The 14,583-nt window shown below is 63.3% G+C and carries 8 protein-coding genes; 5 read left to right on the forward strand and 3 right to left on the reverse strand.

The features are described 5' to 3' along the window. Positions 1-665: 665 nt before the first annotated feature. Positions 666-2,684 (reverse strand): TonB-dependent receptor, encoded by a 2,019-nt coding sequence (locus tag JN756_RS06220; RefSeq protein ID WP_046384575.1) that lies wholly within the window; start codon positions 2,682-2,684, stop codon positions 666-668. Between the two features lie 210 nt (positions 2,685-2,894). Between JN756_RS06220 and JN756_RS06225 the strand changes: the two genes are divergently transcribed. Both JN756_RS06225 and JN756_RS06230 read left to right on the forward strand, forming a co-directional pair. Next, complete coding sequence (locus JN756_RS06225) at positions 2,895-3,128, forward strand: VF530 family protein (protein WP_201021927.1); 234 nt, start codon at positions 2,895-2,897, stop codon at positions 3,126-3,128. Between the two features lie 4 nt (positions 3,129-3,132). Then, positions 3,133-3,756: a Pr6Pr family membrane protein gene (locus tag JN756_RS06230; RefSeq protein ID WP_201021928.1), complete on the forward strand. Its 624-nt coding sequence runs from the start codon at positions 3,133-3,135 to the stop codon at positions 3,754-3,756. Position 3,757: 1 nt separating this feature from the next. Here the strand turns inward: JN756_RS06230 and JN756_RS06235 are convergent, their stop codons facing one another. Both JN756_RS06235 and JN756_RS06240 read right to left on the reverse strand, forming a co-directional pair. Then, positions 3,758-4,525 carry a siderophore-interacting protein gene (locus JN756_RS06235; RefSeq protein ID WP_201021929.1) on the reverse strand — a complete coding sequence of 256 codons (768 nt, stop codon included), beginning with the start codon at positions 4,523-4,525 and terminating at the stop codon, positions 3,758-3,760. Next, positions 4,522-5,097 (reverse strand): PadR family transcriptional regulator, encoded by a 576-nt coding sequence (locus JN756_RS06240; protein WP_201021930.1) that lies wholly within the window; start codon positions 5,095-5,097, stop codon positions 4,522-4,524. Before JN756_RS06240 ends, JN756_RS06235 begins: the two co-directional genes overlap by 4 nt. Positions 5,098-5,254: 157 nt before the next feature. On the opposite strand from JN756_RS06240, the gene JN756_RS06245 reads away from it, so the two are divergent. The 3 genes from JN756_RS06245 to JN756_RS06255 all read left to right on the forward strand — a co-directional run bounded on the left by JN756_RS06245 (position 5,255) and on the right by JN756_RS06255 (position 14,536). Further along, on the forward strand, positions 5,255-10,966 hold the full coding sequence (locus JN756_RS06245; RefSeq protein WP_201021931.1) for a membrane-targeted effector domain-containing toxin: 5,712 nt from the start codon (positions 5,255-5,257) through the stop codon (positions 10,964-10,966). 444 nt (positions 10,967-11,410) lie between these two features. Next, complete coding sequence (locus JN756_RS06250; RefSeq protein ID WP_046384572.1) at positions 11,411-11,902, forward strand: CS1 type fimbrial major subunit; 492 nt, start codon at positions 11,411-11,413, stop codon at positions 11,900-11,902. Positions 11,903-12,016: 114 nt separating this feature from the next. Further along, positions 12,017-14,536 carry a TcfC E-set like domain-containing protein gene (locus JN756_RS06255; protein WP_201021932.1) on the forward strand — a complete coding sequence of 840 codons (2,520 nt, stop codon included), beginning with the start codon at positions 12,017-12,019 and terminating at the stop codon, positions 14,534-14,536. The last annotated feature ends 47 nt before the right edge of the window (positions 14,537-14,583 follow it).

Below are 14,583 nucleotides of genomic sequence, written 5' to 3' on the forward strand. Positions count from 1 at the left end.
TCAGGTTATTGCCGCCAAGGATAATGCGGTGGGGCGTTGAGAGAAAGTGAAAATCGCAAGATGCATTATTTCGGATTTGGTAACAGTGACAGAATGTCGCTGTGGGATGAGGGGGTGGGGTTGTTGTTAGGGGGCTGGTGGATGGCCTTGGGGGAGGGGGCATATCCGTTTCTTCGGTAACGGCGGCTATGGGTTCCGCCCTTACGGCGGGTCACTTTGGAAAAGCCCCAAAGTAACCAAAGGGCTCTTGCCCCACCACTCGGCACCTCGCTAGTGCTCGGTGTGCCCTCACTCCGGCTTGAATCCGTGGGCCGCCGTCATGGGCCATCCTTGGCCCAGGACGGCTAACCCGGCGTCCTGCCGGGTTACCCACGGATTCAAGCCTGCGTTCGGCCAGCGTGGTTTAACGGGGCGCCTCAGATCAAGATCAAGATCAAGAGCCTCGCTTCGCATTGTGGAGTGCTTTGGATCAAAAGCGGATCAAGAGCCTCGCTTCGCATTGTGGAGTGCTTTGGATCAAAAGCAGGTCAAGAGCCTCGCTTCGCATTGTGGGGTGCTTTGGATCAAAAGCGGATCAAGAGCCTCGCTTTGCATTGTGGGGGGCTTTGGATCGAAAGCGGATCAAGAGCCTCGCTTTGCATCGTGGGGCGGTTCTTTTTGGATAGTTAGAAGGTGGTGCGCAGGCCCACTTGTACGCTTCTGCCTGCTGCCGGGGCGATGTCGCGCAGGATCGAGCTGGCGTAGCGCACGGTTTGGTTGGTCAGGTTTTCGCCATTGACGAATGCCAGCCACTGGCTGCCGCCGACGTTGAAGCGATAGCCGGCGCTGGCGCCCAGTGTGGTGTAGCCGTCGGTGCCGCTTTCGTTGGAGGGCACACGGCCTTGTCCGGCGGCGTGTTCGATGTCGATGCGCGCTTGCCAGCGGTCCAGTTCCCACAGCAAGCCGCTGTTCAGGCGCAGCGGTGCGATGCGCGGCAGGGCTTCGCCGGTGTCGAGGTTGGTGGCGCGGGTGTAGTCGCCCGACAGTTCCAGTGCGAACTTGCCGTAGGCGCCTTCGCCGAGCTTCCAGTGATCCTGGGCTTCAAAGCCGGCGAAACGGGCGCGCACTCCCGAGTATTCGTATTCGGGGATGCCGCCGGCGTCTTCTTCACCTTCGTCGTTCAATGTGCGACCTGTGCCCAGCAGGCCGATGTAGTTGGAGAAACGGCTGTAGAACACGCCGAAGCTGCCCTTGTGCGTGCCGTTGTCAAAGCGCAGTGCGAGGTCGCTGGATACGGCTTTTTCTTTCTTCAGGTTGGCGTTGCCCAACTCGTAGGTGCCGGTGGCGACGTGAGCGCCGTTGGCGTACAGCTCGTAGAAGGTCGGCGCGCGTTCGGTGTAGCCCAGGGTTGCGGCCAGCGACCAGATCGGCGTGAGGGTGTACACCGCGCCGGACGACAGGCTGCCGGCGGTGAAGTCGTTGGTCTTGTCGGCATTGGCGAAGCGCGCGTTGCCTTTGCTGTCCGGGTCGACGCTGGTGTGCTCCAGGCGCCCGCCGAGGCTGAGTTTCAGGCGCTCGGTGGCCTGCATTTCTTCGAGGATGAACAGCGCGCCGGCGTTGGTGTCGGTCTGCGGCACGAAGGCTTCTTCGCCGAGGGCCGAGAACTCGTTGCGGGTCACTTGTGCGCCGACCACGCCGTCGAAGGGGCCGAGCGGCTGGTGGCGCGCTTCAACCCGGGCTTCATAGCCTTTGTTCTTGAAGATCGTGCCGGTTTCGCCGCCTTCGATTTCGCGGTGCTCGTAGTCGGTGTAGCCGGCGTCGAGTTTCACCGAGGTGAACGGGCCCTGCAGGTTGCGTACCTCGGAGGCAAACGCGTAGTGGTCCTGCTTCATGCGGATCCGCACAGCCTGTTCGGCGGGTGAGCCGTAGTTGCTGTCGTAGGTGCTGTAGGACAGCCCGGCATAACCGTCGTCCCAGGTGTAGGAACCGCCCAGCGCACCGCCGTCCTGGCGCCCGTCGCTGTTGCCCAGGCGGCCGTTTTTGCCGGGGCCGTCTTCGGCTTCCGGAGCGTGGCGGCTGCGGGCTTGGCCCGGGATTTTGAGGTCGTTGAATTCCCGCGCATTCGCGTCCAGGTGCAGGGCGAAGGTGCCGTTGCCGGCTTCGAGTTTGCCCGCGCTGCTGCGCGTGGTGTCGGCGCCGCCGTAGCGTAATTCGCCAGCGCCGTGGATGCCTTCGATGGCTTCGGTGGGGATGCGATTGTCGAAGGTGTTGACCACCCCGCCGATGGCGCTGCCGCCGTACAACAGGGCCGCCGGGCCGCGCACGATTTCGATGCGGTCGACGTTGACCGGGTCCAGCGGCACGGCGTGGTCGTAGGACAGCGACGACGCATCCAGCGCGCCCACGCCGTTGCGCAGCAGGCGAATGCGGTCGCCATCCTGGCCGCGGATGATCGGTCGGCTGGCGCCCGGGCCGAAGTAGGACGACGACACGCCCGGTTGCTTGTTCAGGGTTTCGCCGAGGCTGCCTTTTTGCTGCAGGGTCAGCTCATCGCCTTCCAGCACGGTGGTCGGCGAAGCCAGTTGCGCGCTGCCCAGGGGGTTGGCGGTGATGACTTGGGGTTGCAGTTCCAGCGCATGGGCTTCGGAGCAGATCAGCAGGGCGGCGGCGAGGGGCGACAAGCGCCAGGCAGAGGAGAGGGACATCGGACATTCCTTGGCAAACGACAAAAAGAGAAGGCGGCAAACGGTAACGAACAGCTTACGGTTGATAACTATCGTTACAATATAACATCTCTTTTTGCCCTGAAAAGGGCAACTTTTCCCCAGGGGCTATATTCAATGCGGTGCTTCCACCTGTTCGCCCCGTCGGCTAAGGTGCGCGGCTGTATTTCCTCTTTTTGCAAAAGGCCTGGCATGACCGCGACAAGCAACGACCCGCTTCACGGCGTGACTCTGCAACACGTCCTCACCACCCTGGTGGAACACTACGAATGGAGCGGTCTGGCTGAGCGCATCGATGTCCGCTGTTTCAAGAGCGACCCGAGCATCAAGTCGAGCCTGACGTTCCTGCGCAAAACCCCGTGGGCGCGGGAGAAAGTCGAAGGGCTGTACGTGAAACTGATGCCTACCAAACGCCCGTTGGACTGAGCCCATGAAACGCTGTGTGACGGCGGCGGCCCTGGCCGGTTGGGGGGGGTTGGCGATTCAGCAATACCTGATTTTCTATTCGCGCTGGTCGACGGGCGCCAGCCTGTTGGGCGGGCTGGTCAACTTCTTCAGCTTCTTCACCGTGTTGACCAACACCCTGGTGGTGGTGGTGCTGAGCTACGCCGTGGTTGATCGTGATTCAGCGGCGAAGCGGTTTTTCCTGGCGCCCAGGGTCAGCAGCGCGATTGTCGCCAGCATCGTGCTGGTGAGCCTGGCCTATAACCTGCTGCTGCGGCACCTGTGGCAGCCCGAAGGGTTCCAGTTCATCGCCGACGAATTGCTGCACGACGTGATGCCGCTGCTGTTTGTCGTCTACTGGTGGCGCTGTGTGCCCAAGGGCACGTTGCAGTGCAAACACATTGGCCTGTGGGTGTTGTACCCGTTGGTGTACTTCGCCTATGTGCTGCTGCGCGGGGATTTGCTCGGGCAATACCAGTACCCGTTTTTCGACGTCGGCACCCTCGGTTATCCACAGGTGTTCGTGAATGCCGGGGGGATTCTGGCGGGGTTTGTGCTGATTGCTCTGGCGGTGGTGGGGTTGGATAAAAGCATCAAACCCCACGGATGACTCATTCTTCCTCACTGCCCTCGGCGCGCCAGTAGCCGACGGCCTTGAGGAACGCTTCATCGAGCTTGTGCGTATCCAGCAGCACCCGGCGCACCTGGCGCGACAGCTTGGTTTCCATCGCGACGAAGGTGTACAGCGCACCGCTCGGCAGCGTCAGTGCGCGCACGGTGTCGAGCAGGTCGGCCTGGCCGCGCACCAGCCAAATCACTTCTACCTCGGCCGCGCTTTGCAGTGCTTGCCGTTCCGCCGCATCGGCGATTTCGATCACCGCCAGCACCGTGCGCCCGGCCGGCAGTTCTTCGAGGCGGCGGGCGATGGCGGGCAGGGCGGTTTCGTCGCCGATCAGCAGGTAGCTGTCGAAGATGTCCGGCACGATCATCGAGCCCCGTGGGCCGCCGATGTACAGGTGCTGGCCGACTTGAGCCTGCTCGGCCCAGGTGGAGGCGGGGCCGTCGCCGTGCAGCACGAAGTCGATGTCCAACTCGCCGAGGCTCAGGTCGAAACGCCGTGGCGTGTAGTCGCGCATGGCCGGCTGCGGGCCATCGCCCTTGATGCTGAAGGTCGGGCTTTGCAGCGCGGCTTGCTCGGCGGCGTTCTGCGGGAACATCAGCTTGATGTGATCGTCACTGCCCAGGCTGACAAACCCCGCCAGTTCGGGGCCGCCGAGGGTGATGCGGCGCATGCGCGGGGTGATATCGACCACCCGCAGCACGTCGAGGCGACGGCGTTTGATCTCGTGGCTGACGCGATGGATGACGGGCGTATTCATTGATTTTCCCCCTGGACAGCTTGAACGGCCGGGCCGTCGACGATGGCTTGTGCGGTGCTATTGAGCAGCGTGGCGACCCGCGCGATTTCTTCGGCGCTCCAGCGTCCGTGGTGCAGTTGCAAGGCATGACGCAGGTTATGCACCGCCTCGTGGATTTCGGGCGGGCGATCATGGCCGCGCAGCGAGCGTTTGCTCACGTCGATACGCATTCGCACGCCTTCCAGTGCAATCGCCTGCTCACTTAAAGAAAGACGACCGGCGTCGGTGATGGTGTAGCGTTTTTTTCCGCCTTCGGCATCGCCGCTGATCAATTCGCTTTCTTCAAGGAAGGTCAGGGTCGGGTAGATCACACCGGGGCTGGGGCTGTAGGCGCCGTCGAACAGGCCTTCGATCTGGCGGATCAGGTCGTAGCCGTGGCACGGCTGCTCGGCGATCAGCGCCAGCAACAGCAACTTCAGGTCGCCGGGGGCGAACACGCGTGGGCCGCGACCGCCGCGTTCACGGCCGGGGCGTTTTTCGAAGCCGTCGCGGCCGTCGCCGTGGGAATGGGGATGGGGATGATGCTCTCTCATTTTGGGTCTCTCCGTTTTGGTTAAGATATAACTTAAGATATATCTTTAGACTGTTCAAGATCAGTCGACCAACGGTCGCGGCCTACTTAACTACCACCGTCCCGCGTGATGCGCCCAGCATGCTGATGGCTCTTCCCATGTGCATGGAGCCAGTGCGATGAGCACATTGATTTCTCCCCCTTACTCGCCAACCTCCCTGGAAATACGCGGTTATCTGCATCAGATCGGTCACCAGTTGCTCGAAACCGACACCCCGTTACTGTCCAAGCGGCCGCTCCCCGTCGAGTTACAACAGCTTGAAAAACTCAACCAGACGCTCACGGCGCACGCGCGCGCTCACTTCGACCGCTGTCGTGCGCTGTATGCCGATGTGGCGCAGGCCGACCTGCAAAGTGACGAGGGCAAGCAACGGCTGGCGACGCTCAAGCGCGACCTCACGGCGCACTTGCAGAAACTGGACGAAACCGGGGTGTTGGGCGGCCAAAGCCTGCGCACGTTCATGGCCAACGACGCCGGCCTGGTCGCGTTGGAACTCGAAGCCAAGCTCAACATCCAGGACTCTCTGCTGCATCGTGAAGAGGCCCGTCTGGTGCAGAACCTGGGGCTCGGGCCGAGCTTTCGACCGGGCATCTATGCGCTGACGTTCAGCTATCGAGCCCAGACGATCGAGTTCGCCGGGGCCTTTGTGTTGACCGAAAAAAACACCCCCGTGGTCGCGCAACTGACCCCGGCCGACGATGCCGGCTACGTCGTGCTGTTCACGCCGGCCCGCGGCTTCGAGTCGTTCAGCTCGCTGGCCGAGATGAACCGCCGACTGCGCGAGACGATGGCGGTCGGCGGCTGGCGCAAGGAGTTCATGCGCCTGCTGCCGCGCCAGTACTGGGGGCTGTCCGTCATGGGCGTCTGGCCGCTGCAGTTGGTCCCCATCAACAGCGAACCGCTGTGCGAACACACCTACGACGCCAGGCTGGCCAAACGCGCGCTGGATATCGATTGGGCCTTGAGCCTGGACGCCAACCCCGACCATAGCGCCCGGCAGCTGCTTGCCGAGCTGGACGACGCGATTCGCGCGGCCTTGCCCGACCTCAGCCCGCGCCTGGAATTGCGCGCCCAGCGCCTGCTCGACCGTTGCCTGGAGCACAGCGCCCCGGCCTGGTATCGCAACGCGCCGAGCCACCAGCGCGAGGCCCTGGCGCGGCAGCTGAGCGAGTACGACGAGGCCCGCCAAGCCCTGCTGAACCTGTTCGGCCATGCCGCCTCGCCGCAGGCCCTGGCGCGCTATCAGTTGCTCGAACAACTGGCCGCTGACCTGGAAATCACCGACCTGGACCCCGACCGCCTGCAAGTCCGCACGCGCCGCAGTGTGGCCAGGGTCGGCGCCTACGAGCAGAAACACAACCTGACCGCGCTGGCGCTGCGCGGCCTGCACACCGGCGACGAACTGCCCGGCTCGGCGTTTTTGCTCAATACCACCCTCACGTATGCCGACGCGCCGCTGCCCGAGCGCTATCAAGACCTGACCCCGGCCTATCTGGTCAGCCTGCTCGACAGCCTCAAACCGCGTGCGGAGTTTGAGGCCGTGCGCCGCGAGTACTACGCCAAGCCGCAGATCCATGCCGCCATCGAACAGATGCTCGACCGCCGCATCAATGCCCTGGCCTACACGGCCACGCTGCAAAACCACATCACCGAGGCCGACTATCAACGCGTTACCCGCCTGCGTCGCGGCACCGACGCGCAACTGCACGCGAGCAGCGTTGCGCTCAATGGCTGTGTGCTCAAGGACCTCTGGCTGCTGCGCGAGCGCGACGAGCAGGGCGCGATCCAGCGCTTGCTGCTGTGTACCCCCGAAGCGCCGCAGGCCCAGCAGTTTCATGGGTTCGACACGGAAACCGGCTGCCAGGCGCATATCCTCGGCTGGTGCGCGGACGAAACCATGCGCGCTTATCTGCTGGGGCAAGTCGCCCTCAAGTCCCGTGCGGGTCTGGAAACGTTCATGGCTGGCCTGGGCTTCATTCCGGCGCGCCAGGAATATCGCCACGTCACCTTCAGCCAGGCGGCCGACCACGCCGATTGCCTCAAGGCCCTGCGCGCCCAACTGCTGGAGGTGCAGACCGACGATTACCACTGGGGCACCCCGACGTGGTACCGGGCCGCCACCGAGGCCCAGCGTCGACAACTGACTCAACTGGCGGAAAACGCCGAAGGCGCGGCGAACACCTATGCGCAAAACCCGTTATCCGACGCCCGCTTCATCAGCTTCGAGCGCTTCCTGCATGCCCAGGCCAAGACGCAGCTCAACGCCCTGCTGGGGCGCCAGCGGCAAAACGATGTCGACCCCGATACGGTGTGGGTGCATTACCCCAAAGACTTCCCGGCGTTGACGCGCCCCGCGTCGGTGTCCTACACCCGCCTGTATCGCGATGGTTATGAGGATTCGCTGGGGTTTCTCGACGCCAGGTTCGACACCGTCGCCACCTTCATGGGCCCGGCCGGGGTCGACCTGAGCAAGCTCACGCCGCGCAACGTCGCGCTTTCGGTGCGCGGCGTATGGATCGGCCAGCGCTACGCCGATGAAGTCCAGGCCAAACTGCAAAACCCGGCCAGCCCCGGATATGCCCTGCGCCGCGACGCAACGCTGGCGATCAACCAGTTGCAGTTGCACAGCGCGGCGCTCGAATCGCGCCTCAAAGGCCATATCGCCCAGGTCGATCTGGATTGGTTTGAACGCGCCATCAAGAGCCTGGACGACACCTCGGTCGAGACGCGCAGCACCTACAACGTGCATCGCCTGATGATCGACGGCGACTGGGTGATCGACACCTTGCTGTTCAGCCACGGCGCGAATCCGGTGTTGCTCTATACACCGCAGGCGCCGGACGGCGTGTTCTTGCGCGAAGCCCGGCTGTTCAACTACCTGCTGAAAAAAGTCGACGGCATGCTCGATTACTTCAGCGCCCGCGTCGGTGTGCAGTCCCGGGTGCGCGTCCGGCGTTTTCTGCAAACCGCCCAGGCCGGCCTGCCCGCAGACCTCAACAGCACCGACCTGAGCCTGGCGCGCTACGACACGATCGAGCGCGTGCCGCCCGTGCTCGACCTGCGTCACCTGCTGCACGACATGAAGCTGCAACGCAAGATCGACGACGTTGCCGCCACCACGGTCAATCGCACCGACATGATCATGGGCCTGGTCTGGAGTTGCCTCGAACCGCTGATCGCCATTGCGACCGCACCGTTCCCGGTGTTGAGCCTGAGCCTGGGCCTGCTGCTGGCGCTCAAGGACGGCATGCTGGCCCTGCACGCCTACAACCAGGGCGACACCGATGCGGCGCTGCAACACTTCGTCGGCTACCTGAGCAACAGCCTCGGCGCGGTGTTCACCGACCTGCGCCCGGCACTCAAGTCCATCGGCCCGCTGCTCCGGCCGATGCGCCACCTCATGCGCCCAGCAGCGCCGCGCCAGGCCATGGCGTTGATCCAGCAACTGCAGCCGCCGAGCCCCGCGCTCGCCGGTATGCAGGCGGTGTGGTTCGAGGGCCGGCCGTTGTGGGCGGGCAAAACCCCCGATGCCCTGGGCCGCTATCTGCTGTTTCGCCAGGACCCGGTGAGCGGCAAACTCGTGTCGACCGCCCGCCTGGTCAACCAGAACGCCGAGGGCCGCTGGGTGCGCTCGGGCCTCACCGGCGGGGCGCCGAAACGCCCCGCGCCAAGCCCCCACGCGTTGCAGCGCTATGAAGTTCCGCCGGAGCTGGCCAAAGACTACGAAAGCGTTCTGAGCGTGGAGTTTCGCAACACCTCCAGCGTCGATGAGTTGTTGGGCGAGGGCACCCGCGACAGCCTGCTGACCTATGAAATGGCCCCGCTCCAGGCCCCTTACCTGCACGCCTACCTGCAGTTGCGCGGCGATGCCGACACGTTCTTCGCCCAGCTCAATCCCATCGTTCCCAGGGCCGATGTACTGGCCTTCGAAGCCAGCGCGAGCCATCGGCACATCCTGGAAAGCGCCTTCAAGGAAAACCCGGGCTTGGTGGTGGGCGCCGTGCCTGGCTCGCTCGCCGCCAAACAGCTGCTGATCGACAATATGCACACCCTCTACGAGCAGGGCGTGCGGCGCCTGTACATCGAGTACCTGCCGGCGGACCTGTTCCGGGGCAAACTGGACAAGTTCAACGCCGGCGGCAGCTACTGGCACATCAGCGAGTACCTGAAAAAAGTCGAGGCAGCCCTGGGGATCGCCAACGACTCGCCGCATTCCTATCGCGCCCTGATCCTTGCGGCGCGCCGGCAAAACATCGCCGTCTGTGGGCTGGACGCGTCCACCGGCTACGAGGTAGACAAAGCCTTCAACCTGAAAAACGGCGCGCTGGTCAGCCCTCGGCCCAACGCCCAGCGAAACTTCTACTCCCACACGCTGATCGAGGCCGACATCGGCGCAAACCCCGGCGAAGGGTGGGTCGCCCTGGTCGACAGCCGCCGTCTCAACACGCACACCCAGACCCCGGGCCTGGCCGACCTGCAAAAGACCCTGAGTGTGCGCGTCGAAGACGTCGCCCCCGGCCAACCGGTGGGCATCTGGAACGATACGCCCGGCGCGATCGTCGACGACCCGGCGGCCAAAGCCGACTTCAAGCTGACCCTGCAAACCGCCTACACGGCGCCCCCGGCATTCGTCACCGCGCCTGGCCGCGCAAGCGCGTACAGCGAGTTCGACATCGACTCGCGGTTCGTCCCCGAGCTGCATGAAATGGGCAAAGGAGCGCATGCGTTCGACACCCGTTATGGGTCGCTCAACCCGAAAATCGCCGCTGCCGAAAGCGCCTTCCGCAAGACCCGCGAGCGCCTGAACAAAACGGCGCAGGCGTTCTTCAAAACCCCTGAACTGCCCCCCAGGCCGACGTTGCCGGACCTGCCGGCGAACACCACGCCCGCCGACTTTATCGCGCAAAGCTACCAACACGCTCGGGGGCTGATTGTCTGCGAGAGCCACGTCGAGCAATCGAGCAAGGCGCTGCTGATCGATCAGATGAAGGCGCTCAAGCAGCAAGGCGTCAAAACCCTGTACATGGAGCACCTGTTCACCGACCTGCACCAGGCCGACCTGGATACCTTCCAGCGCACGGGCGTATTGCCCCCAGCGCTCAAAGACCGCCTGTGGACCCTCGACCGGGGCCACATGCCCGAGTACCGCGGGCCGCACACGTACACCAGCGTGGTGGAAGTGGCAGGCAAACACGGCCTGCGCATCCGCGCATTGGATTGCGTATCGAGCTACCACACCAAGGGTATGAGCGCGCCGCAGACGTCGCGCATTGCGATGTTCAACTTCTTTGCCGGCGAGGTCATCCGTCTAGACCAGGCGGCCCAGGGCGCGCACAAGTGGGTGGCGCACATGGGCAATGCTCATGTGCATTCGGTCGAAGGGATTGCGGGGGTGGCCCAGACGCAAGGGGCGATCAGCCTGCGGCTCTCAGATGTACCGGCGGGCACGGCCAGCGAGCTGCGCTCAGGGCTGCAATGGACCGTCGCCTACGGATCGTCGTTGTACCCCAACCGGCTGACGGCGATCCGCAGCGACTTCACCCTGGCTGTCGGCGTCCCTGGCATGCGTCCTCCTCGCGCCTATGTTCCCGCCGATCGTTCACGCTTGACGCGACCGGGGCAGTTCATGGTCGAGCAGCTTTCACCCCATGAAGTGAATCTGGTGCATCACTCGCGCAGCGGCGAGATCCTTTCCACGCCGGTGCAGATCGACGATCAAGGCCGCTTCTTCATCGAGCGCTGGGCAGAACTGAAGGACGAACGGTTCAGCGCGTTCGAACGGCTGCTCTCGGCCCTCGATCAGGTGGTGAAACTCACCCACGTCCAGTAAACCTGACCCCCCTGCCGGCGCGGGCAGGGGGGTGGAAAAGTCCAGATCCTACGTCAATAACACCGTCGTCAATCTAGGCGGTGGCCGTTGAAGGCGTAGAGTGATGCCCTCGTGTAGTTCCAATACTACAGATGTGAAGTTGTGCGTTAAGTGTCTCCTGATAACTGTACTGCTTTTATTGAATTATCTGTGTGTCATTAACGTCTTACAGTCGTTTTTTTAAAAATCGTATTTATTGCATTTCTTCCTCCAGCGTAATGGCCTATTGGCCTGCATGTTTCTCGGAGCTTGCCTGCTTACTTTTAAAGCGCATTGGTCGAATATTTCCCGGCGTTGAATGTTCAGCCAAACAATGAACATTGCGCCGCGCTGTTAGTTGGAAGTGAGTCTTGACTTGCTTTTTAGTTAACCGCCTTCCTTTAAATGACTACTAGGTATTCAAGCATGATCAAGAAGTTTGCTGTTCTGCTCCCGCTGGCTGTTGCGGTATTGGGTTCTTCGGCTGCCATGGCCGCCAACGATGCAAGCACCACGATCAACATCAAGGCCGACATCCCTACCAAGCAGTTCCACGCCCAGCCCCTGGACCCCAACTTCGGTCGCGACGAAATCATGACCTACAACACTGTGACCGGCGAACTGAGCACGCTGTCCTCGATGTTCACCCTGAAAAACACCGGTGGCTCGATCGACGCCTACCTGCAGGACGGCCCGGCGGCGCTCACCAACGGCACGGACTCGATCCCGCTGACCATCACCCTGGGCACCGTGGCCCTGACCGGTAGCCCGCAAGAAGTGGCCGCCGACGCAGAGTCCAACCCCGGCCTGCAAAAAATGATGACCATCAAGGCCGCCAAGCCGGCGGACACCCAGACCGGTCTCTACACCAGCGTCGCCACCGTGATCTTCGACAACGTGCCGCGCACCGCTTTCTAAGCACCCGGCACGCGATAAGGCCGCGCCTTATCGATCACACCCACCGCCCGCAGGTTGTGTTCGCCTGCGGTCGGTTTCCAGATGGTTTGCAGTTCGCCATAGAGTATTAAGTTCATGTTCCCGATGAAACCCATCGCGGCGGCGCTGGCCCTGCTTGCCTGTTCGGCTGCCTGGGCGGCGGCTGATAACAGTTATACGCCACGCAGTTTACTGGCTCAGGCGAAAGGTTTGCCGAGCGAATTCGAAGAGCATTTTTTTGATGTGCCCCTGGCCGTGCGTATCGAACGCGACGAAGTCTTTCTGGGCGAGGCGATGGTGATACTTTCGCGCGATGACCGCCTCACGCTGCTGGACTTTACCGATATCAGCGACAGCCCGATACAACCCGCTGAGCGCGATACCTGGAGCCACTACCTGCAACAAGGCGCGGCCCTGGGAAGTTGCACGCAAACCTGCCCGGAGAAGATGTTGGCGGTGCATTACAACCTGGAAAACTCGCTGGTCTCGATCCTCACGGAGAACGCCGAGCATGACACCGATCATCAACGTTATTACCACCAGCCCCAGGACGGCAGCACGGGCTTGATTGTCAGCAACCAGTTGAACCTCAACGGCGGCCAAGCGCAGGAACTCGGCGGACGTTTCGGGGTTGAAGCCAGCAGCAGCCTGGGGAACTGGAGCCATGCGCTCAACCTGCAACTGGCACGCCTCGGCGGGCCGGACACCCAGCTTTATCACGCACTGTATTCGCTGTACGCCCAGCGCGAATTCGAAGGCCAGTTCCTGCGCCTGGGCTATTTCACGCCCACCTCCGAGGGGCTCAATCGCCAGCCGCGCGCGTTCGGCGCCGCGCCGGATATCGCCGTGGGTGTGATGCTCGGCAGTTCCGACAGCCTGGCTATCAACAACCCCAAGCCCAGCGTGTACCCGATCTACGTCACCTCCAACCGCCAGGGCTCGGTGGAGATTTACCGCAACGGCCTGCTGATCAACACCCAGGCGGTGGCCGCCGGTTTGCAGAGCATCGATACGCGGCCGTTGCCCGGTGGCATTTATGAAGTGGAAGTGCGCCTGGTCGAGGACGGCCAGGTCACTGCCACCACCCAGGAGTTGGTGTACAAGCCCAACAACTGGCGCAACCATGACGAGCGCTGGCGCTACAACGTGTTCGCCGGCCGCGAAAGCACCTTGTTCAACAACTGGGAGCAACGCGACAAAGGCGATATGACCGCCGGCGCTTCGCTCAATTACCTGCTGCACCCGCGTGTGATCGTCGGCTTGTCCGGGCGCCAGGTGCAGGAGCGCATGCAATACGGCGCTTCCATCGACTGGACATTGGCGACCCAGGCGAGCCTGTACGCCAACGTCTACCAGACCCAGGACCACGGCACCGGCATGGACGTGCAAGGCCTCTACAGTTATGGCGCCGGCAGCGTGATCGCCAGCCACAACCGCAGTTGGCTGGACACCCGCAACACCTACGACACGCTGCCCGACGGCACGCGGCTGCGCACCCGGCAAACCTTCGTCGGCCAGACCAGTACCTCGTCGCTGTCGATCAATCACCGCCTGATCAACCAGCATTCGCTCAATGCACGCCTGTCCCACAGCCAGGGCAACGTCGAGGGCGTCGGCCTGGACCTGGGTTGGAGCAAGCACGACCGGTTGTTCGGCAGCGATGCCAATTGGCGCCTGTCGCTGTTCGACCGCCCCGCCAGCCGCAGCACCGGCGACCGGCGCAACCGCGGCGTCGACCTGACCCTCAACCTGGCCCTCGGTGGGCCGGGCGAGCAGTGGTCGGGCAGCATCGGCTCGCGCACCTCGCGCGACGGCAAACGTGACAACAATGGCTCGCTGACCTACCGCAAAGACCTCAGCGGCCATGTGCTGCAGAACGTCTCGGCCACCGTGCTGACCGACACCTACGGCGTCGGCCTGTCCGGCATGACCAGCTTCCACGGCGACATGCTCGCAGGCGATGCGTTTGCCCAGCGCTCCTCCTTCAACGGCAACCTCACCGGCGGCCTCAACCTGCACAGCACCTTCGCCGTCGGCGGCCGGAAGATGGCCCTGACCAGCCAGTACCACGGCGACGGCGCGGGCATGATCGTCGATGTGGAAACCGACCTCGACGACATCACCCTGCGCGCCGACGACCTCAGCGGTGGCAGCACCGCGCTGCGGCCGGGGCGCAACTTCGTGCCGCTCACCGCCTACCGGACCGGCTCGGTGGCGTTCGACTTCGACGGCAACCACCCGCCGGCGGCGAACATCCAGCCGCCGCGCAGCGCCTACCACATCAACAAGGGCGGGGTGGACTACCGCAAGATCCGCGTGATGAAAACCGTCACCGTGCTCGGTCGCCTGCTCGACCCGCAGGGCCGCCCGCTCAAGGGCCATCACGTGATCAACCATGCCAGCCGTGGCGTCAGCGAGGTCGACGGGTTCTTCTCGATGGAAATGAACGCCGGCTCGCCCACCCTGGAAGTGCGCCGGGGCAACCAGTTGCTCTGTCAGTTCCGCCTCGACCCGAGCAAGGCCCGCAGTGAAAACGATGTGCTGATGATCGGCGACCTGCGTTGCACGCCGGATACCTTGGCCGATAGCGCATTCGAGCGCCCGACGTCGGGGTGATTCGCACAGGGTGTAAGCCATGAACATCGATACGGATAGGCCTGTTC

Origin of the sequence: Pseudomonas sp. Y39-6 (assembly GCF_023651955.1) — a bacterium.
Taxonomy (GTDB): Bacteria; Pseudomonadota; Gammaproteobacteria; order Pseudomonadales; family Pseudomonadaceae; genus Aquipseudomonas; species Aquipseudomonas veronii.